Annotated in this window: 18 protein-coding genes; 7 read left to right on the top strand and 11 right to left on the bottom strand. The window is 43.2% G+C overall.

Features of this window, described 5'->3' with window-relative positions; translation table 11 throughout:
* Window positions 1-60 precede the first annotated feature (60 nt).
* Window positions 61-303, bottom strand: a complete 243-nt coding sequence (locus tag IEY18_RS05855) for a YecH family metal-binding protein (protein WP_188918745.1) — start codon at window positions 301-303, stop codon at window positions 61-63.
* A 121-nt stretch (window positions 304-424) separates the two neighbouring features.
* Between IEY18_RS05855 and IEY18_RS05850 the strand changes: the two genes are divergently transcribed.
* From IEY18_RS05850 to IEY18_RS05835, 4 genes are all read left to right on the top strand, one after another.
* Window positions 425-2,125 carry a sensor histidine kinase gene (locus tag IEY18_RS05850; protein WP_188918744.1) on the top strand — a complete coding sequence of 567 codons (1,701 nt, stop codon included), beginning with the start codon at window positions 425-427 and terminating at the stop codon, window positions 2,123-2,125.
* Window positions 2,122-2,832 carry a two-component system response regulator BtsR gene (gene btsR, locus IEY18_RS05845; protein ID WP_188918743.1) on the top strand — a complete coding sequence of 237 codons (711 nt, stop codon included), beginning with the start codon at window positions 2,122-2,124 and terminating at the stop codon, window positions 2,830-2,832. The genes IEY18_RS05850 and btsR overlap by 4 nt, the downstream gene beginning before the upstream one ends.
* 163 nt (window positions 2,833-2,995) lie before the next feature.
* Window positions 2,996-4,432, top strand: a complete 1,437-nt coding sequence (locus IEY18_RS05840) for a carbon starvation CstA family protein (protein ID WP_188918742.1) — start codon at window positions 2,996-2,998, stop codon at window positions 4,430-4,432.
* Between the two features lie 155 nt (window positions 4,433-4,587).
* Window positions 4,588-4,887, top strand: coding sequence for a VF530 family protein (locus tag IEY18_RS05835; protein WP_188918741.1), 300 nt, complete (start codon window positions 4,588-4,590; stop codon window positions 4,885-4,887).
* Window positions 4,888-4,978: 91 nt separating this feature from the next.
* Here the strand turns inward: IEY18_RS05835 and ribA are convergent, their stop codons facing one another.
* The 5 genes from ribA to rssA form a co-directional block, all read right to left on the bottom strand.
* Window positions 4,979-5,593, bottom strand: a complete 615-nt coding sequence (ribA, locus tag IEY18_RS05830) for a GTP cyclohydrolase II (protein WP_188918740.1) — start codon at window positions 5,591-5,593, stop codon at window positions 4,979-4,981.
* A 188-nt stretch (window positions 5,594-5,781) separates the two neighbouring features.
* Window positions 5,782-6,138: a YibL family ribosome-associated protein gene (locus IEY18_RS05825; RefSeq protein ID WP_188918739.1), complete on the bottom strand. Its 357-nt coding sequence runs from the start codon at window positions 6,136-6,138 to the stop codon at window positions 5,782-5,784.
* Window positions 6,139-6,466: 328 nt separating this feature from the next.
* Window positions 6,467-6,967: an anaerobic ribonucleoside-triphosphate reductase-activating protein gene (nrdG, locus tag IEY18_RS05820; protein WP_188918738.1), complete on the bottom strand. Its 501-nt coding sequence runs from the start codon at window positions 6,965-6,967 to the stop codon at window positions 6,467-6,469.
* A 60-nt stretch (window positions 6,968-7,027) separates the two neighbouring features.
* Complete coding sequence (gene nrdD, locus IEY18_RS05815) at window positions 7,028-9,145, bottom strand: anaerobic ribonucleoside-triphosphate reductase (RefSeq protein ID WP_188918737.1); 2,118 nt, start codon at window positions 9,143-9,145, stop codon at window positions 7,028-7,030.
* Window positions 9,146-9,834: 689 nt separating this feature from the next.
* Entirely contained in the window at window positions 9,835-10,791 is a 957-nt protein-coding gene (gene rssA / locus IEY18_RS05810; protein ID WP_188918736.1) for a patatin-like phospholipase RssA, read from the bottom strand.
* 483 nt (window positions 10,792-11,274) lie between these two features.
* On the opposite strand from rssA, the gene IEY18_RS05805 reads away from it, so the two are divergent.
* Window positions 11,275-12,612: a DEAD/DEAH box helicase gene (locus IEY18_RS05805; RefSeq protein WP_188918735.1), complete on the top strand. Its 1,338-nt coding sequence runs from the start codon at window positions 11,275-11,277 to the stop codon at window positions 12,610-12,612.
* Between the two features lie 77 nt (window positions 12,613-12,689).
* On the opposite strand, the gene IEY18_RS05800 is transcribed toward IEY18_RS05805, so the two are convergent.
* Complete coding sequence (locus IEY18_RS05800) at window positions 12,690-13,115, bottom strand: DUF1801 domain-containing protein (protein ID WP_229779747.1); 426 nt, start codon at window positions 13,113-13,115, stop codon at window positions 12,690-12,692.
* A gap of 159 nt (window positions 13,116-13,274) precedes the next feature.
* Between IEY18_RS05800 and IEY18_RS05795 the strand changes: the two genes are divergently transcribed.
* Both IEY18_RS05795 and IEY18_RS05790 read left to right on the top strand, forming a co-directional pair.
* The gene (locus tag IEY18_RS05795) at window positions 13,275-13,712 is read left to right on the top strand and encodes a DUF3010 family protein (protein ID WP_188918733.1); all 438 of its coding nucleotides are present in this window, start codon (window positions 13,275-13,277) and stop codon (window positions 13,710-13,712) included.
* An 83-nt stretch (window positions 13,713-13,795) separates the two neighbouring features.
* On the top strand, window positions 13,796-14,302 hold the full coding sequence (locus IEY18_RS05790; RefSeq protein WP_188918732.1) for a M48 metallopeptidase family protein: 507 nt from the start codon (window positions 13,796-13,798) through the stop codon (window positions 14,300-14,302).
* Between the two features lie 320 nt (window positions 14,303-14,622).
* On the opposite strand, the gene IEY18_RS05785 is transcribed toward IEY18_RS05790, so the two are convergent.
* The 4 genes from IEY18_RS05785 to IEY18_RS05770 all read right to left on the bottom strand — a co-directional run.
* Complete coding sequence (locus IEY18_RS05785) at window positions 14,623-15,831, bottom strand: peptidoglycan DD-metalloendopeptidase family protein (protein ID WP_229779767.1); 1,209 nt, start codon at window positions 15,829-15,831, stop codon at window positions 14,623-14,625.
* Window positions 15,832-16,105: 274 nt separating this feature from the next.
* A complete protein-coding gene (locus IEY18_RS05780) occupies window positions 16,106-19,162 on the bottom strand; it encodes an AAA family ATPase (RefSeq protein ID WP_188918730.1) in 3,057 nt (1,018 codons plus the stop codon).
* Window positions 19,159-20,304, bottom strand: coding sequence for an exonuclease SbcCD subunit D (locus tag IEY18_RS05775; protein ID WP_188918729.1), 1,146 nt, complete (start codon window positions 20,302-20,304; stop codon window positions 19,159-19,161). The genes IEY18_RS05780 and IEY18_RS05775 overlap by 4 nt, the downstream gene beginning before the upstream one ends.
* 73 nt (window positions 20,305-20,377) lie before the next feature.
* Window positions 20,378-20,862: TSUP family transporter (locus IEY18_RS05770; protein ID WP_188919182.1), on the bottom strand; the 485-nt coding region annotated here is incomplete at its 5' end.

Raw genomic sequence — 20,862 nt, 5'->3', positions numbered from 1 at the left:
GCAGCAAAAGCTGCCTTTTCAATATTGATGGTACCAAGTTTTTAAATACGAGTTAAAAAATTAGTGATTGCAGATTTTGTCTGCTGCAGTGACAACACCACCATCTTTAGGAATAAACTTTCCTTTATTCTCAAGAAATGCGATCAAAGCATCGGCATCCATTTCATGAGCAGAACAGGTGTGAAAACGTGCATCTGCGCCGAAACGCTCATGCATTTTCGCTTTCAACTCTTCTTTTGTCATTGGAGCTGCGATCTCCAACATCATTTGCATAACTTCGTGGCCGTGAACTGAACCCGACATAAAACTCTCCGATAAGATGTAATTTCGATACCTCTTTATAGCTTATTTTTTTAAAACAAACACTGATCTTGTGCACAAGGTCTGGCAAAATGCTTTAAAAATAAAACGACAAATTGGCGATATGGCATTAATTTTACTTCTTACCCAACAAATGTGCCTGTATTTGGTCATTGTTTATTTATTTAGCAAAACCCCTTTATTCAAGCTTTTTGCCGAAACGGCTTCACGCTTACCGCATAAAGTCTTTATCTACCTAGTGTTCTCTAGCTTTTGCATTATGGCCACCTATTTTGGTGAGCAAACTAACGATGCTATTGCAAACACTCGGGCCATGGGCGCAGTGCTTGGTGGATTGCTAGGGGGGCCTGTCACCGGATTTTTAGTCGGCTTAACCGGTGGATTACATCGATATAGTCTTGGTGGGTTCACGGATTTAGCTTGTGCGATTTCTACAACGCTAGAAGGCTTATCCGCCGGTCTTTTTAGCTACTATTTAAGATCAAGTGGCCGCTACGAGAAAATATACGACCCACTGATCGTCTTTGGGCTGACATTTGTCGTTGAACTCATGCAGATGACAACCATTTTAATCGTAGCGAAGCCTTGGGAAGATTCCCTCGTCCTAGTCAAAGAAATTGCACCATCCATGTTACTGGTCAATTCTATCGGAACCGCACTGTTCATGAGTATGATCCGCGATCAGAAAACGATGGCAGACAAACTCTCTTCGGCGTTCTCCGCCAAAGCACTGAAAATTGCCGAGCGAAGTGTCGGAATCCTTTCCCAAGGTTTTGACCAAAAATCAAGCGCGACAATTGCCCAAATTGTTCTGGAAGAAACAAATGTTGGTGCCGTTGCTATTACCGATCGGAACCGCTTACTTGCATTTATAGGATTAGGCGCCGACCACCATTTACCCGGTACCCCAATCTCTTCCAATATGACTGAAGCGGCCATCAGAGAGAACAAAGTAATGTTCGCAGACGGTGTTGAATCTGCGTACGCCTGTTCATTGTCACCTCAATGTAAGTTAGGCTCGTGCTTAGTGATCCCCCTGCGAAATGATACAGAGGTCATCGGCACCATTAAGTTATATGAAGCCAAAAACAAACTCTTTTTGAATATCAATAAAACACTAGGTGAAGGTATCGGCCGCCTACTCTCGAACCAAATTCTACACAATCGAGTCACACAACAACAAAATTTACTGACCCAAACCGAGCTGAAACTATTACAGGCTCAGGTCAATCCTCACTTCCTTTTCAACGCACTGAATACGATTAGCGCAATTATCAAACGCGATCCGGATCAGTCAAAACAGCTCCTGCAGCAGCTCTCGCAATTTCTCAGAATAAACCTGAAACGAACCACGAGCTTAATCTCTTTGGGCGACGAACTTGAACACATCAACTCATATCTGGCAATTGAGAAGGCGCGTTTCATCGATAGCTTACATATCGAAATCAATATTTCACCAGAGCTTTATGAGCTGAAAATGCCCGCGTTTACCTTGCAGCCCATTATTGAAAATGCAGTGAAGCACGGCACCTCACAAATGCTTGAAACAGGAAAGATACGCATCGAAGCTCAATTGATTGAGAACGATACTTTGGAAATGATTGTTGAAGATAATGCCGGCCTCTACCACAATTCAGGTTTAGTAGAGAATGGTTCCATGAAATCAGAAGGCTTAGGGATGAACTTAGTTCATAAGCGCATTCAGAATATTTTTGGCAGTAAATTCGGCGTAACCGTTGATTGTTGCACCGACCAATATACCCGCGTGATAATCCGCATACCTGTAGCAGGGGTAACTGAATGATAACTTGTATTCTCGTTGACGATGAACCGCTCGCTCGCGAAGAGCTTGCCAGCATGTTGACTGCTTATCAGGATATTCAAATCATTGCTCAATGCGGCAATGCCATTGAAGCTATTCAACTGATTATTAAACACAAGCCTGATTTGATCTTTCTTGATATTCAAATGCCTAAAATTTCAGGTATGGAACTCATTGGGATGCTCGATCCTGAGCAAATGCCAAAAGTCATCTTCATTACAGCGTTTGATGAGTTTGCGATTAAAGCATTCGACAATCATGCATTTGATTACCTTTTAAAACCCATTGAAGAAAGCCGCTTACAACAAAGTATCGCGCGGCTTAGAAAAGACCTTACCCCGCAAGCGGTCCACTCCATCGCACCAACCCAGCTCAACCATTTGCCTTGTTACACAGGTAATAAATTAAAAGTCATCCTCGTCGATGAGGTTGAGTTTGTATGTAGTGATGTTGGCGGAATACATGTCACTACGGCCAAAGAAACTGTACACACTCAAATGACACTAAAAATGTTAGAGGAAAAAACAGGATTGGTTCGTTGCCACCGCCAATATTTAATCACCCCCAAGGCGATTGCAGAAATCGAATTGCTTGACTCTGGTGCAGAAGTCACCACACATTCAGGGGCTAAAGTTCCCGTTTCTAGGCGCTATTTAAAAACACTGAAGCAACTATTTGGCTTCCAATAATGTCTGCCAGTTCACATTTGTAAACAGATGTTGCAAATTCGTAACCGCTTAAGCATCAATATTGCCGCTTACCTAACGAATCTGACCGCTCACTGAGTCCTTTAAGACACCTCTAACGTCATCTTTTAAAATTCTCACAACTCAAAATGGGGAGATAAATAAGATGACGTGGTTCCTACTCTGTATCGGCCTGCTAATTGGCGGCTACTTTATTTACGGTGCTTTTGTTGAAAAAGTGTTCGGCATTAATGCCGAAAAAACAACACCAGCATTTACAAAAACTGATGGCGTTGATTATGTACCAATGTCTAAAGGCAAAGTGTATTTAATCCAACTGCTAAATATCGCTGGGGTGGGTCCAATTTTTGGCCCAATTCTTGGTGCACTATATGGCCCAGCTGCAATGCTGTGGATTGTCGTGGGTTGTATTTTTGCAGGTGCGGTACATGACTACTTTTCAGGGATGCTCTCTGTACGCAATAATGGTCAATCCGTCCCTAACCTAGCAGGTAAGTATCTTGGTAAAGGCGCCAAGCACTTTATGAATGTATTTGCCATCGTTTTGCTACTGCTTGTGGGTGTAGTCTTCATTAAAGCACCAGCGGGTCTACTTGCGAAACTAACCGGGTTTGATGTAACTGTGTTTTTAGGGTTCATTTTCCTCTACTACCTCATTGCAACCATCGTTCCCGTTGATAAGATTATTGGTCGCTTATACCCATTCTTTGGCGCATTGCTGCTATTTATGTCGATTGGTCTAACCATCGCATTGGCGTTCTCAAGTGAACACACGATGCTTCCAGGTTTCCAAATGGGCGATTTCTTCCAAAACTTAAACCCGAATGATATGCCACTGTGGCCTGCACTATTTATTACGATTGCCTGTGGTGCAGTCTCTGGCTTCCACGCGACTCAATCACCTCTTATGGCTCGCTGTATTGAAAATGAAAATAACGGCCGTTTCGTGTTTTACGGTGCAATGATTGGTGAAGGTATTATCGCCCTCATATGGTGTGCGATTGCCCTTTCATTCTTCGGCGGTATCGATGGTTTAAATGCAGGTATGGCGGGTAACCCTGCGAATGTTGTCTATGAGTCTTCAACAGGCCTTCTAGGCGCAGTTGGTGGGTTTATGGCTATCTTAGGTGTCATTGTGTTGCCTATCACTTCTGGAGATACTGCATTCCGCTCGGCTCGTCTAATCCTTGCTGAATTCTTTGAAATGAAGCAAATCCAACTCCCAAAACGTCTTATGCTCGCTATCCCTCTATTCATCTTGGGTGCGGCACTCACACAGATTGATTTTGGGATTATCTGGCGCTACTTCGGTGTTGCAAACCAATCCACAGCAGCACTGATGCTTTGGACAGCTTCTGCTTACCTACTGCGTCACAATAAATTCCATTGGATTTGTACAGTACCCGCGATGTTTATGACAACTGTTGTGATTAGCTTCTTGCTCAGCTCAGCCAAGCTTGGTGCAGGACTACCAATTGATGTGGCAACAGGTGGTGGCATCGTGACTACATTAGTCATCGCTGCGTTAGTTATCTTTAAAACCAAAGGCAAAGGTGAAGAGGCCCTTGCTGAAGAAGCCTAAATAAAGAATGATTCAGTTGCTAGTCCAAGTCGGAGGCTTTGTCCTCCGGCTTTTTTTATGTTGCTGACTTCCTGCAGGGCTCCAATGCCCTTTTATATAGAGCAGTGATATAATTAGGCAAGAACCTCAAAGAATTCAAACTGGCTACTTCATCCATGACTCAAAAGAACAACCCCTTACATGGGATTACACTGCAAACAATTGTGACAGATCTTGTCGACCACTATGGTTGGGAAGAGTTAGGGGCTCGCATTAATATTCGCTGTTTTACCCATGACCCAAGTATCAAGTCTAGTCTTAAGTTTTTACGCAAGACTCAATGGGCAAGGGAAAAAGTTGAATACTTATATCTAAAGACCAATAAACTGCCTCTGCCGAAGCCAAAACCAGTCAATGATAGTGACCACCAGCCATGTGACGATACGGATCTCAATGCTCATATTTGGGGAAAATAACCACGAAGAGTCTTTGCTAACCATCAAAAGTTTCAGTGCAAAAACAGATCAAAAAAGCCGCAATCAATTGCGGCTTTTTTAACTTTAGAGATTAATCTTTACCGTCAGTAAAATGATGCTCGGACATCATGTGGCCTAACTTAGTCGACTTCGTTTTCAAATAGCTTTCATTGTATCGATTCTTGCCAACTTGCAATGGGACACGCTCAACCACTTCAATCCCAAATCCTTGCATTGCTTTTACCTTTCTCGGGTTATTGGTCATCAGTTTCACTTTATCGACGCCAATTTTTTCTAGCATAGGAATAATCATGTCGTATTGCCGCATATCAGCGGGAAAACCTAATTTCTCATTCGCTTCAACCGTATTTGCACCTTTATCTTGCAACTCATACGCTTTTATTTTATTCAGAAGTCCGATGCCACGACCTTCTTGACGAAGATATAAAATAAAACCCTGGCCCGCTTCAGCAATATTTTGCATTGCGGTTTGTAACTGGAACCCACAATCACAACGCAAACTAAATAGCGCATCACCGGTTAAGCACTCGGAGTGGATTCGTCCCAAAACGGCTTGATTTGGTTCAAACTCTCCGTAGGTTAATGCAACGTGCTCTTTACCTGTATTCAGATCTTCAAAACCATGCATATTAAATACGCCCCACGGTGTAGGTAATGTTGAAGACGCTATGTATTTTATCGACATTTATCTACCTTAACGACGATGTTCAATCTGAAGAACATCAATCTGTACTTCTTTTTCGGTAACTAACTTCCAGTGATTTCACGCTCTATTGAGGTCGACTAGAAACCAAGCCATAACCTAAGGTTGTGTTGGCGAGGCGAAGATCAAATGCTAATGCGAATGGTCGGCCAAGGATTAAATTGCGTGTTTTAGAATGATTTGGGGGCGAAGCCGGTGACTTGAGTTACACCCATTTCACGACCCAGAGCTGTCATTGGATGAACAACGACCAAACCTTTCACTGACTTCTTGAGCTTGCCCATATCAGCCTGTTCAGCTTTTGTGAGCACACGTTTAAACGAAAGCTGTTTAATATCAGTTCCTTTTTTAGATAACTGACGGGTCTGTTGACCCTTAATACTTTCAATGCGTTTTGTAACCGTGGCGATTTCACGTTTGAACTGCTGGATTATGGCTTGGTCTCCACGCTTTTCAGCTGCTGCGAGCTTACGACGAAACTTATCGAGTTTATCGTTTAGATCGTGAAGTTCTTGCTTTAGATTCATCAATAACACCTTAATAAGACTTTGCGCAACTCACACAAATAGTTCAAAGAACAACACGTAAGTCACATAAGGCCAGTATTATACCAGCATGTTCGCCAAGACCGTAGCGTCTTTTACGCTTTCCTTGTATAGAAATGATGCAGCAATTGCCTTACTGGGCAATGAGGTCAAGCGTTTCACGCATAACGGCGTGATGGGGGACGCCAGTTCCAATGAATAAAACTGACAATCTCATATCAAGATGAGCGTTTAATATTGCACAATCAATATTTTCCATATTGAATTTCAGGACAAAGTAAGCACGTTGCCGGCCGCGAACTTCTATAAATTATTCATCTATTTCTAAAATTTGAATTTGATTTTTATCGGAAAGATCTCTGACAATTTGATTTGAACTACCGCGCCAGCGCAATGATGGATCGGCCAAACTTTGTTCAAACTTACCATCAATCAATATATCAACATATTCAGCCACCGCTTGCTGCGGTGCGCTCAGCTCGCCATACATATACCCTGTCCACAACCAGATATCTTTGTCTGGACATTCATTTTTAACCCGTTTAACCAGTTCCAAAATAGAATTGAGGTTTTGCGGATGGAGCGGATCTCCTCCGGATAAAGATAAACCACGACGTTTAATTCGAGTATCTTTCAAGTCGGCAATCACTTGATCCTGCATTTGTTGATCAAATAAATGCCCTGCTCGAGGATCCCAAGTGGTTTGGTTATAACACCCTTTACACAAGTGTTCACAACCCGAGACAAATAACGTCACTCGAGTTCCAGGACCATTGATAACGTCTGTTGGATAATATTTGTGGTAATTCATGATGTTCCTCAAAACAAAACGGCGCCTTGTAGGGCGCCGTTATTCGTCACTCGACGCAAACTACAAATGCTTCACACGACGTTTTACTTCTTCTTGCTTTCCGTGGTTGAACGGACGCGCATCAGGACTTCCTAGGTAGCCACATACACGACGTGTAACAGAGACTCGACTTGGCTCATGGTTACCACATTTTGGACAAGTAAAGCCTTTACTCGTGCAGCTAAACTCTCCGGTAAACCCACAGTCATAGCACTCATCAATGGGTGTATTGGTCCCGTAATAAGGTACGCGGCTATAGCTGTAGTCCCACACATTTTCTAATGCTTCAATATTATGTTGAATATTTGGATATTCGCCATAACAGATGAAACCGCCACTCGCTAATTCTGGATAAGGCTGTTCAAAATCGATCTTATCGTATGGATTAACATTCTTCTCGACATCCAAATGGAAGCTATTTGTGTAGTAACCTTTATCGGTCACACCTTCTACAACACCAAAGGTTTTTGCATCAAGCTTACAGAAACGACTACACAGGTTTTCACTTGGTGTACTGTATAAACTAAAGCCGTAGCCCGTTTCGTTCTTCCACTCTTCGGTTGCATCTTTAAGGCGCTTCACTATTGCAATTGCTTTTTCGCGCAATGTTTCACTCTCATAAACATGCTCTTGATGACCGTAGAGTGCATTAATGGTTTCATGGATGCCGATATATCCCATAGAAATTGAAGCACGACCATTCTTGAAAATGCTTGAAATATCATCATCAGCACGAAGACGAACGCCACATGCACCTTCCATGTATAGGATTGGTGCGACACGAGCTTTCACTCCAGCCAAGCGCTCAATTCGCGTATCTAATGCTCGACGAACGACTTTCAATCGCTGCTCTAAAATTTCAAAGAATCGCGCTTCATCATTGTCCGCTTCGAGTGCGATACGAGGTAAGTTCAAACTCACCACACCCAGATTATTGCGGCCTTCATGTTGGAGCTCTCCATCCACTTCATAAGTGCCCAAAAAGCTTCGACATCCCATGGGTGTTTTGAAAGATCCAGTAACGCGTTCGACTTGTTCGTAATTTAAGATATCTGGATACATGCGCATGGAGGCGCATTTCAAAGCCATTTTCTTAATATCGTAGTTACAATCGCCATCTTTATGATTAATACCATCACGAATTGCGAAAACTAACTTCGGAAACACCGCTGTCTTACGGTTCTTACCTAGGCCGGCAATACGAACTTTCATCATTGACTGCTGAATGAGTCGTGATTCCCACGATGTGCCGAGACCAAAACCAAACGTCACGAAAGGCGTTTGCCCATTGGCAGTATGGAGCGTATTCACTTCATACTCTAATGACTGAAATGCATCGTGACACTCTTTCTCCGTTTGCGCCGTAGCAAAGGCTTTGGCATCGGTGATGCCCCACTGCAATGCGACACCATAATGTTTGTCGTAACTCTTGGCCACAAATGGCGCGAGCACTTCATCAATACGGTTAATCGTGGTGCCACCATAAATATGAGAAGCAACTTGGGCAATAATTTGTGCCGTTACAGCTGTCGCAGTTGAAATCGATTTAGGCGTCTCGATTTCTGCATTGCCCATCTTAAAGCCATTGGTCAACATGCCACGTAGATCAATCAGCATGCAGTTAAACATTGGGAAGAACGGTGCATAATCTAAGTCATGGAAATGGATTTCGCCAGCTTCATGAGCGGACACAACATCTTTTGGCAAAATGTGGCGCTTGGCATAATGCTTCGCCACAATACCTGCAAGTAGGTCACGTTGGGTTGGGATTACTTTTGAGTCTTTATTCGCATTTTCATTGAGCAACGCTGCATTACTCTGCTCAACAAGGCCTTTAATTTCTAGATTCAAACGGCTACTTGCTTCACGGCAGGTATCTCGATCATGGCGATACTCAATATACTCTCTAGCCAGCCCTTTATAAGGACCTTCCATCAGTAAATTTTCAACCACATCTTGGATATGATGAATTTCAACTTCTTCTAAGTCAGAGATCTGCTTGGCAGCCATATGCGCAACGGTTGCTGCGTAATCGTCATCTTTTACATCTGCTGAATCAGCAGCCGCTATTACTGCATCCCGTATCCTTGTTTCGTCAAAAGGCGTGCGGTAACCATCCCGCTTTATAACTACAGGCATTGAACAATTCCTCTCCATACTTAGCTTAAAAAGACACCATATATAGTGCAATGTTGCGCTCACGACACAATATGTAGCGTATTAGGCAATAAAGACAGATGGGTTACTTTGATCTAGATCATTAATTAGCAGATGTGACTAAAGAACGATAAGAATGGATTTTTTAGCTGAATTTGATTTAAATTTTGACTTGACTTCACCATAATTCAGACAACCGAAACTGTGTACTCATCGGTAGGAAATGTTGAACACCAGACTCCGTCTAGGCTCATAGAAAACCATCTCTTTGTAGGGAGAATTTCGAACATCGCGTTACAAATTGATCAATTCAAAACAAAACGCCAATCGCAACAACTAATGGCGAAATCTTCACCAATTAACAATGAACAATTAGAATCAAACGCACTTAGCCTTTAACGCATGCGGAATAAACCAATGCAGAATGAATTTACCGTCAATCATAGTAAGCACACCCAACAATTAATTTAAATTCATATTCTCTCCTTATTGCCAAGTTTTAACACTTGGCAATAAGGAATCTCAATTTAGGCAGTGACCTTTAACAAATATTGCGTATCGACAATACCCAATACATTTGTGCTAGGCTGATGGCTCAAAAAACGACCAACTCAGGAACCTCCCGAGCGCGTGACCAAGGGAAATCTATATGACGCTTAATTGGCGATGTTTTATAACGCAGCTTCAATTAAATGTGCCACTTGCTCAACGGCTTTTTCACCAGCATATATTGCTTCTTTAGCCCGATGAAACTCCATCGTTCCTATATCCACAACGTCTGGCACAATACAAACATCTGGCGGGTCGCCCATTAAGCGAGCACGTTTATGCCGCTGCTCTAATATTTCCATGGATTGCGACATGACAGCGAGCATCCCCGGGGCGGCTCTTTCATCATTAGAGAACTTGTCCGTTAAGCCACTTATATACTCTTTTCCTCTTGCTAATAAATCCATAAAGTCCGATTCATCATGAGGGTCTGACTCTTGATGGGATAAGGATGAGACCGCATTTGCATCCATTTCAACAGGTAAGGTCGGCATTTTACTGCGACGGTGGCCATTCACATCAACAGCAATAACAACATCAGCACCTAAAGCACGTGTGATCGAAACTGGAATGGGGTTTACCACGGCACCATCTACCAACCAACGTCCCCCATGCTTTATTGGCTGCAGAATCCCTGGCATTGAACAAGATGCACGAACCGCTCTCCTTAACTCTCCCTGTTTAAACCATATTTCTTGCCCAGAATATAAATCAGTCGCGACGGCTGCAAATGGACGTTTCAAATTTTCTATGGATAAATCACCAATTCGAGATTCAAGGGCGTCAAACACTTTTTCGCCCCCAATTAAGCCACCACGGCGCCAGCTTAAATCCATCAATCCCAAGACATCCCAACTTGAAAACCCAAGTACCCACTCTTCTAACTCTTGATGCATGTCATTTGCATACGCAGCACCGACCACAGCACCAATTGAGCAACCTGCAACTTTATCAGGATGAACTCCTAAATTCGCTAAGCCACGTAGCACACCAAGGTGCGCCCACCCTTTTGCAGCCCCACTACCTAATGCTAAGCCAACAATTGGTTTGCTAGGCGCTATTGTTTGTTCATGTTCCATATTGCTCAATCCAATGTTTAACAAAAGTAATACTTAAATTCAGCCTGCCTGGGTACACCTTGTACACGCAATGCTGAATATCTCTTTTTCATGAACAGACGTCAGTTGCCGATTTGTCGAAAACCAAAGACCCCGTTGTTCATCACACTCAATACAACCCATTTTGTTATAAGCATTATCATACCGCCTTTAAAAGTCACGGGGCTAACTTGTCATACAATGTAACGCTTTTTAGAGACTTAACTTTGCGCTTGCACCGCTAACTGCGCTAAATCTCGATTGGCCCTCCCATTTCTAACCCTTACTTACACCCAAATAGCGAAAACATCACACTTCTTCCACAGCAGGCATATAAGTACCCACTCCGATTTCATTTTGTCTCCACTCCCTTCAAAGGTTGCTCAATGCCGCCGCCATAGAGATAGCTCTTCATATTAAAAACACGTTATAATGTTCGGTCGCATAATAAGTTGGAGTTCCCCTTTGCAATTTTCAGATTTTTCCCTAGATAAACGATTACTACAGAGCCTAGAGCATATGGGCTTTACTGCGCCAACAGAGATCCAAGCGCAAGCAATGCCAGTAGCACTCGCGGGAAAAGATCTCATGGCGTCGTCAAAAACAGGATCCGGCAAAACGCTTGCATTTTTGTTACCAGCGCTGCAAAGAATGATCCGAACCAAAGCCCTCAGTAAAAAAGATCCGAGAGCGCTAATCCTATTGCCGACTCGCGAACTCGCGAATCAAGTTTATGGTCAGCTTAGATTATTGGTCGCCAATACACAGTTTAAGTCCATTAGCATTTTAGGTGGTGAGAACTTCAATGATCAGGCAAAAGCCCTCGCTCGCGATCCACACTTTGTTGTGGCAACACCGGGGAGACTTGCTGATCACTTAACCCACAATCACTTGTACCTAAATGGTCTAGAGTTGTTGGTCCTCGATGAAGCTGATCGCATGCTAGATTTAGGGTTTGCTGAACAATTAAAAGCGATACATAAAGCGGCAGACCATAAGCGTCGACAAACACTAATGTTTTCAGCAACACTTGATCATCAGGAAATCAACGATATCGCCGCAGAGCTTCTCAACTCGCCAGAACATGTGGCAATTGGGGCGGCTAACACCGAACATAAAGATATTAGCCAACGCATTTACTTATGTGATCACCTTGACCACAAAGAAGCCATTTTAGAAAAACTGCTGGAAACCGAATCACAGAAACAGGTTATCATTTTTACGGCGACCCGCGGGGATACGGAGCGTCTTGCAGAAAAGCTAACGACCCTTGGCTATAGTGCTGCAGCGCTCAGTGGCGACCTAAAACAAAGTGCTCGCAATAAAATTATGGACGAATTTGCCCGTGGTCAGCAGCAAATCCTAGTAACAACTGACGTGGCCTCCCGTGGACTCGATTTGGTGAACGTATCATTAGTTGTTAACTTTGATATGCCCAAATTTGCTGAAGAATATGTTCACCGTATTGGACGTACTGGTCGAGCCGGAGCAAAAGGCGATGCTATTTCTCTTGTCGGCCCAAAGGATTGGGAAAGCTTCAAGAAAATTCAACTCTTCTTACGTAAAACCTTTGAGCTCAGTACGCTAGAAGGCCTTGTCGGAAAATTTTCTGGTTTGAAAGATAAACCAAAGAAATCGGTGAAGTCGAATAAGAAAAAACAGCAAACCTCTAAGCCTGCACGTAAGAAGCAAACCGCCCAGCCCAAAGCGAAAAGAGACAAACGCTTCGTCACTGGGATTGATGTGGGCGATGCGCCAATGCGCCGCAAACCAAAACCAATAATGGATGAATCTGAAAACTAATATGCTGCAATATACGCTGCTCCAATCCGCGAGCAGCGTGCACATTCAGACCGTTATGCGTCTGCAATGGTTAGGCATCAAATTTCAATGCTTTCGTATCGCTGCGACATGATTGCGCAACTCTCAGCAATGATTTGACCAAGCACTTCTAGATCAACGTCTTGCAATTTATTGATATACAAACACGAACTGCCAGTTTTATGTTTTCCCAGCTTTTGCAATAGGGGCTGTAACGATTCGAAGCCGGGCATTATATATATTGAAAGCCTCGCTCTAGCTGGTGCAAAACCGGTCACAAACCAATCACCTTCCCGCCCACTATCATAACGATAATGATATTGCCCAAACCCTATCATTTTCCCGCCCCAGACCTTAGGTGGTACTTGAGTATATTGTGCAAATAGCTCTAGCAATATCCGGCTTTCATGGGCACGTTTTTCTATGAGTGAGCCCAAAAATTCATCCAGACTCTCCGCACTTGCTTTGGTTTTTAGTTCTGCCAAAGTGACCTCCTTCATTTACGCTCATCCATAACCACCTTCCAATTAAATCGTCTTTCAACAGCCATAAAACACTAAATTCCTTCTCAAAGCAGATAAAAGCAGATCGCATTGAGTTTTCCCGCTACAATAGCGCCATTCAAGTTAGATTATAGGTATATCATGAGAGTTTGCGGTGTAGAATTAAAGGGCGGCGAAGCCGTTATCTGTTTATTAAGTTATGAAGGCGAGACCTTTAATGTACCTGATTGTCGTCAGCGTTCATTTACTGTGACTCATTCAGCCAAAGCAGAGTCTATTCGTGAATTTCATTTTGCGTTTCATAAGCTACTACAAGATTATAAAGTCGATGAAGTGGTCATCATTGAGCGTGAGCAAAAAGGTAAACTTGCTGGCAGTGCAACAAGCTTCAAGTTAGAGGCGGCCATTCAAATATCAGAGCTACCCGTACACAGTATGTCGCCACTTGCAATTAAAGAGCAGTTAAAACGTAACCCACCTCAAGTTGATTTTGATGGACTAGATCTGAAACGTTTCCAGCAACCCGCTTTTGAAGTCGCCTTTGCTTATCAAAACACCTTGATTTACCAAAAAGACTAATTGTGTAAGTTTTTACGCTTTCTTCCCTAAAATTTATGGGGGCACTTCATGGTAAGTTGGCCTCCATAAGTACACTTTAAGCCATGCTAAAATATCTCAACGGCTATCCCACAGAATTACAAAGTCAAGTCAAGCAGCTGCTCGCTGACGGAAAGCTTGGCGCGCTTTTATTGAAAAAATACCCTTCAAAACATCAATTCAGTTCAAACAAAGCCTTGTATGATCTCACCATAGCCTTAAAAAATAAGTGCATGCGCCAATCGGCTTCATTGGCAAAAGTGACTTACGATGACAAAATTCAATTGAGCCATCATGCGTTGGGACTACACAGTTATGTCAGCCGTATTCAGGGGAAAAAAGTTAAAAGCAAGAATGAAATTAGAATTGCATCTTCTCTAAAGCAAGCACCAGAATCACTGTTAAAAATGGTAATTGTACATGAGTTAGCGCACTTGAAAGAAAAGCAACATAATAAGGCATTTTATCAGTTATGTTGCCATATGGAGTCCGACTATCATCAGCTTGAGTTTGATCTTCGCTTGCTGCTTATTTTGATGGATTTAGGCCAAAATCCATACGCAGATAAATGACTTTAATTCGCTGGTAAATCTTTCCAAAACGTTCATTGTATATTCCCTGAAGCACCGCTCAAGCTCCGTTTGATTTATCGCTGAGTGACTTTCAGGTGCAAATAATCTGCAATCCCGCTTAAATTCGTCCACCTATAGGATCTTCAACAATTCCATCACCCAGCGACAGCTTATCCATACGAAAGCGATTCAAGAGAAACAGAAGCTATAAAATCATTTGAAATAACTTTGGGTGAAAAAAGTTTTGCGTCCCCTAATAAAAAGCTCGCCATGACGGCGAGCGATTCTTCAAATGTTGACTTGCAGACACAGTTACAGCCTTAGCTAAGCCCCATGATCATTTTTCGTTTACCGACCAATGCAGAAAAACGCTGCATTGCTTTGTTTGGCAATTGCTTAGCCATAGGGATTTTCGCTTTCATTGGGTTTACAGGGCGACCATTGATATGAAACTCATAATGTAAATGAGCCCCGGTAATTCTGCCGGTTTTTCCTGATAGCGCAATAACCTGGCCACGAGTCACGCGTTGGCCTTTTCGAACGAGCGCTTTAGACAAATGTAAATAGCGCGTTTTGTATTTATTTCCGTGTTGTATCACGACATATTTACCAGCATATCTGTGATTGGTCACCAAAGTGACAACACCATCTCCAGGGGCAACGATTTTGGTCCCTACTGGAGTCGCAAAATCAGTGCCATTATGGGGGGCTACACGTCCGGTCACAGGGTGTTTACGTTTTGGATTATAGTGAGATGTTAAGCGGTAGCGCCTTTGCAAAGGCGTTCGCTGGAAAGCTCGCGCTAAACTTTGGCCTTTTTCATCGTAATAATTGCCATCCTCATGCTGGTACGCACTAATGGTTTTACGACCGCGTTGTATATTTAAACCTAGAATTTGGTTTTGACCACTCGCTTCACCATCCACATATTGCTCGCTGAGCAGGATAGAAAACTCATCTCCGGCACGAAGGTCTCGAGCAAAGTTAAGTTTTTCCTTTAATAAGCCTTCAATCTGTTGGATTTGCCCTGCCGTAACACCAGCTCTTTTAGCTGAGAGGTAGAAAGAGCCATTGATTTGGCCTGACAAGTGACGATTTTGCCAAATGCCTTCAACATTCACCTCATCGACACGATAACTGCCATCATCGTAACGACTAAATACAACTTGTCGCGCTAAGTTAAAATATAACTCTAATTTATCAAGTTGACCGTCATTGCTTAGCCAAAAGCGAATCTCATTGCCTGGCTGTAATGTATCAAGGGCCAATATATTTAAATCAGCTTCAAGAACTCGATACATGGTTTGTTGATCTATCTGTGCTCGCATAAACAGTTCGCTCAGGGTATCCCCTTTTGCAACCGTAAAGCTTGCATCCGCCGACGGCGTGGTTAAGCGAAAATCGTTTGGTTGAGGGAGCTTTGACACAATAGAAGCTATATCAAGCTCTATTGGGATCCTCTGGGTTGGAGAAGAATGTACTTCTATCCCTTGACGATCTTTTGGCAATAACAAAGCGGCACCTATCATCAAGACACCGGTCAGCAATATTTTGCGATAACTAAATTTGAACAACCCGAACTTGTGCAGCAAGTGCTGTGGGAAACGGCTGTCCTCGGACCACATTTTGACTCGACCTTTCAACTATAACCTCTAACATATTCGTACTTTTGCAAAGCCTAGAATCCGTTCCGTTTACGATGAATGCATGTTTCTTCAATATGAGCACAAACTAGCAACTTATCTCAAAATGTTGGTCTGAATCAAACCCAAGATAACAAAAGTATTGCAAAGCTCCATGTTTCTATGGCAAAACGTGCCTGATTTCACTCCCTGTTGAAGATTTTAGAATATCCAAACGTGTCGTCAGTTGCTCCTTCATTTCCGAAACATGGGAAATAACACCAATCATTCTGCCTGACGACTGTAAATCCATTAAAGTTCGAATCGCTAATTCCAAAGAGTCCTGATCTAAACTGCCAAAACCTTCATCGATAAACAGTGTATCTAACTTAATTCCGCCCGCATAAGCTTGTACAACTTCCGATAGCCCAAGCGCCATTGCTAACGCGGCCATAAAACTTTCACCACCGCTTAAAGTCGCTACAGGTCTGACTTTAGATGTGTACGCATCCTCAACTTCTAGCTCGAGTCCGGATGCTTTATTGCCCTTGGCACGCTCTTCCTTCCTTAACAGGCGGTAACGTCCCTTACTCATCATTTGTAAACGCTGACTTGCTTCAATAAGTACATCATCTAACAACACACTTAGTACAAAGCGCTGAAGGCTCACTTTGTTGGCCGTCACCCCGTTAGCCACATCTGATAGTGTTCCTATCACACTATATTCTTGTTCTAGTTTAATGAGCTCGCCATCCAGCATGTCTAGTTGTTTAAGGGTTTGCTGCAGGTGCGTGAGACGACCAGAACGCTCTTGCCAGCACTGCAAGATATCCTGCTGTTGCACTTCATAGGACGAAATGTGTTCTTTTAAGGTGGCTAATTTCGGGCTCTCCCGATTTTCTAGCCTTTGTGCTAAAGGTTCAATTTGGGCACTTAAAGACAGTTTTTGTTGCTGATATACATCAACTTTCTGTCGCAATTGCGACATTTGCTCTTCTTTTAAATATGCCGCTGTCAATTGGAGTTCATCCTCAAATGCTGACTTCAGAAGGTGCTCAGTCAACAGTGCCGCTGCTTTTGTCAAAGCATCGTTTGCCTGCACCAGTGAAACTTGCGTCACTGCAACTGATGCTTTAGCGGCTTCGGCAGACTTCTCTGCATCTAAATGGCTTTGCCGCATTTTCTGCAACTTATCATTGAGCTTTACTAGGTGTTGCTGAATACCTTGAGTGCGTTGGTTAAATGCGTCAACGCTCGCCAGATCTGACGGCAATGCTTGATGAAGCTGCTGAAGTTGGCCTTGCAAATGATTCACTTGTTCTTTCTCGGCATGAAGCTGAGCACGTTGAGTTTCAAGGTTGTTTTGCAGTGTCTGTTCTTGAGAGAGCCACTGCTCTATTTGAGAATTTACCTGCTCCCATTGCTGCTGCGCGTCCTTTGCTTTGGTAAATTCTAACGCTAAATGTTGCTGCTCTTGTTGTATTTGTTCAAGTGAGCTTTCAGCGTAGTGACCGATTAAATCTCGCTGCTGCTCACATTGCACCAGAGCTTCTTCCGCCCGTTGACGAATGTTTCTGTAGTCAGATTGCGCTTGTGTATAACGCTCCTGGTTTTGAGTCAGTTTTGCCTGCGCAGCCTCTAATTCTTGTTCAGTGGGTATTTGCAACTCAGCGATTGCGGGAGCGGGATGCTCAAGGCTGCCACATACTGCACAGGGTTCACCATGCTTCAGTTCTGCCGCCAGCTTTGCGGCTTGTCCGGCATGCCAACGGAATTGCACCTGATGCAAAAACTGCTGAGAATCAGCTCTTTGCTGTTTAATTTTAATCCCTTGTTCTTTCAATTCACTCAACTGCTTTCGATGTTCACTGACCTCAATGGATTTAGCACGCCACTGCTGGAACTGCTCAGAAATGCGCTGAAGTTCAGATTGCCGCTGCTGGATATCCAGCAATGCACTTGCCTGTTGCTTTAACTCTATAAGCTGGCCTTGGCCTGCTTGCCGATTCGACAGCACACGCTTTAATTCTGAAGAGAGTTGATCAATCTCAATTTGCTTCTCATGCAGCTGCTTGTTGACCCCTTTTAGCTTCTCCTGCTGTCGCTGCACTATTAAAAACTGGGGTTTCAAACCTTCCAGTTGCTCTAATTGTACTGCACATTGTGCCTGTTCAACTTCAGCTTCAGCCATTTGTGGTTGACGTGAATGGCTTTGCTCAAGAGATTTCAGTGCTTTTTCTAGCTGAGTTTGTGCTTGCTGCGACACTTGTTGAGCAGCTAAACACTCTTGCTCCCGTTGTTGCTTTGACACGAGCAGTGGCGCTAACGTTGCGGCTTGCTGCCCTAAAGAAACCTGTTGCTGAAGTAGCTCAATATGCTGTTCTTGCTCATACAAGACCTTGAATTCAAGTTTTAGCGCTGCTAGTTTTTTAAAGTCGGTATCAAGTTGTTGGGCTTGCTCAAACTCTTGGTGCAGCTTAACAAGACACGATGCCACGTTATCTTTTTGCTGTTCTATTTCATCGACTTGTTTAGAGAGTTGCTGCAATTCTGCAGTTAATACTTCATCGGATGCCAACTCAGTACTCTGTAATACGCCTGCACGCCTGTTGCGTTTTTCTTCTACTAATTTTCGAATCTGGCTGGACTGCTGTTTAAGCTTATCTTCAATTCTTCGATAAATATGGGTTTGAAACAATTGACTAAATATTTTTTCGCGCTCTTTCGAGTCCGCCATCAACAATTGTCTAAATTTTCCCTGAGGCAATACCATGACTTGCCGAAATTGATCGACATCAAGCCCAGTAAGAGATTCGATTTCTGCAGTTGCCTCAGAAACTTTTGCCGCAACCAAAAGAGACTCTTGACCTTGTATATTACCGCAATACAGTTGCGCTTCTGGCTTTTGAACTGTATATCCTTCACCGCTTTTCTTGGCACGCGGCTGCTCTGGCACTCGACGAATTCTATAAATATTGCCAGATAAGATAAAACTAAACTCAATTTCGGTAAGCAAAGCGTCATCAGCCATGTCACAACGCATTTGACTGCCTTCGCGCTCATCACCCGTGGTTTTGCCATAGAGTGCAAAGCAAATTGCATCCAAAAGGGTCGTTTTTCCCGCTCCAGTAGGACCATTGATTAAAAATAATGGGTTCTCGCCTAGCTTTGTGAAATCGACTGTTTGTTTGGCTGCAAAAGGACCAAACGCGCTCATGGTCAGTGACAGAGGCTTCATCCGTTACGCTCTCCCTGATGCAATGAGTCAATGATATTTGTGATGACTTTATTCTGCTCTGGCGTTAACGACTCCCCATAAACTTGCGAAAAAAAGTCTTCAAACATCGACATTTCTCCTTTTTTAATATGATCTTTAGCCCGCTGTAATTGTGTATTGCTATTCATCAACCCAGTTCGCTCAAGATGCAGTACATGGGGAAAAACGGCTCTTAACTTACCCATAGCGTCAAGAATTGCATGCTTATCCAACAAGCGAACCATTAAGTAATCGTTGGCATTTTCATCCGCTTTACCTGCTACCAATAAATCGGCTAAATAGCCTTCTACTATTCTCACATCCCGTAGAGCGGGCAAAGGTAATAGTTCAGTTATAAGTTGACCTTCATGGTCAAGTTCTACCAAAGTAACGGATTTATTTTGGTGCTGTTCACTAAATGAATACTTAAGAATTGAACCAGAATAACGAACATATTCCTGCCCTTTATATTGCGGCCCATGAAGATGACCTAAAGCAACATAATCAAAGGGCTCAAATAGTTGAGGGCTTATTTTATCCGCACCACCAATGCTCAGTGGCCTTTCTGAATCTGACTCCGCTCCACCATCAATAAAACAATGGGCTACAACAACTTTAGGTAAGCCTTGACTATCATGTGCTTTAATGGGTTCTACGAGCACAGACATCGCTTCTTGGTGGGTTGATACAGGACAGTCATAAAGGTGACGGATGGTTGCAGGTTCAACATAAGGAATCGGATAAAACCAAGCGTTTGCATTTTTACCGGTGAGCTTGATGGCTTGGAATTCGCGTTGCAAGGGGCCAGTAATATAAAGGCCACTATTTAGCATTTGCCGAGCACCAAAACCAAGTCGCTCATGACTATCATGGTTTCCTGCTATCATCACGACAGGTACTTCGAGCTCGACAACAATTCGATGTAGAACATCATCAAGCAAGTTCACGGCAGCCGCAGGGGGGATTGCGCGATCATAAACATCACCCGCAATCACAACGGCATCAACTTGATGCTCCTTTACCATATCGACGAGCGCATCTAATACAAACGCTTGGTCCTCTAGCAATGATTGATTGTGTAACTGGCGCCCTAAGTGCCAATCTGAGGTATGAATGAACTTCATCTTTTTCCTTGTCGATACAAAAGATTTAAGCCGCGTCCGACCATTTCGGGAGCTCGTACGGAAGCTGGGTGTATTAGAACACCAATAACCCATATTGTTCTGAAAGTAGTTTAATACTCATCAACATTGACACGATGACAACCAATGGACGAATAAACTTACTCCCTTGACTTACAACCATTTTCGCCCCCAACGTTGCCCCGATCACTTGCCCTACAAGCATCATGGCTCCTAGCATCCAAAACACTTTGCCACCGATAGCAAAAAATAGTAAGGACGCAATATTAGTGGAAAAATTAAGTAACTTGGCATGAGCCGTAGCCTTTGCTAAGCCAAAACCAGACAAAGTGACAAAAGCCAATGCATAAAAGCTACCGGTACCAGGCCCAAAAAAACCATCATAAAACCCAACGCCAAGCGCAGCCGTAAATGCAAATAACGTCGGTGAAATCAATTGCCGTTTGTCATGTGCCGATATTCTTTTTGAAACCAAAAAATATAAGCCAATCGTCAATGTAAGAAAAGGTAAAACAAGCTTTAATACTTCGGTATCAACCT

The organism is Shewanella gelidii, assembly GCF_014647855.1.
Taxonomy (GTDB): Bacteria; Pseudomonadota; Gammaproteobacteria; order Enterobacterales; family Shewanellaceae; genus Shewanella; species Shewanella gelidii.
The sequence above is the reverse complement of the archived record's forward strand: the minus strand, read 5'-3'. Positions and strand labels throughout refer to the sequence as shown.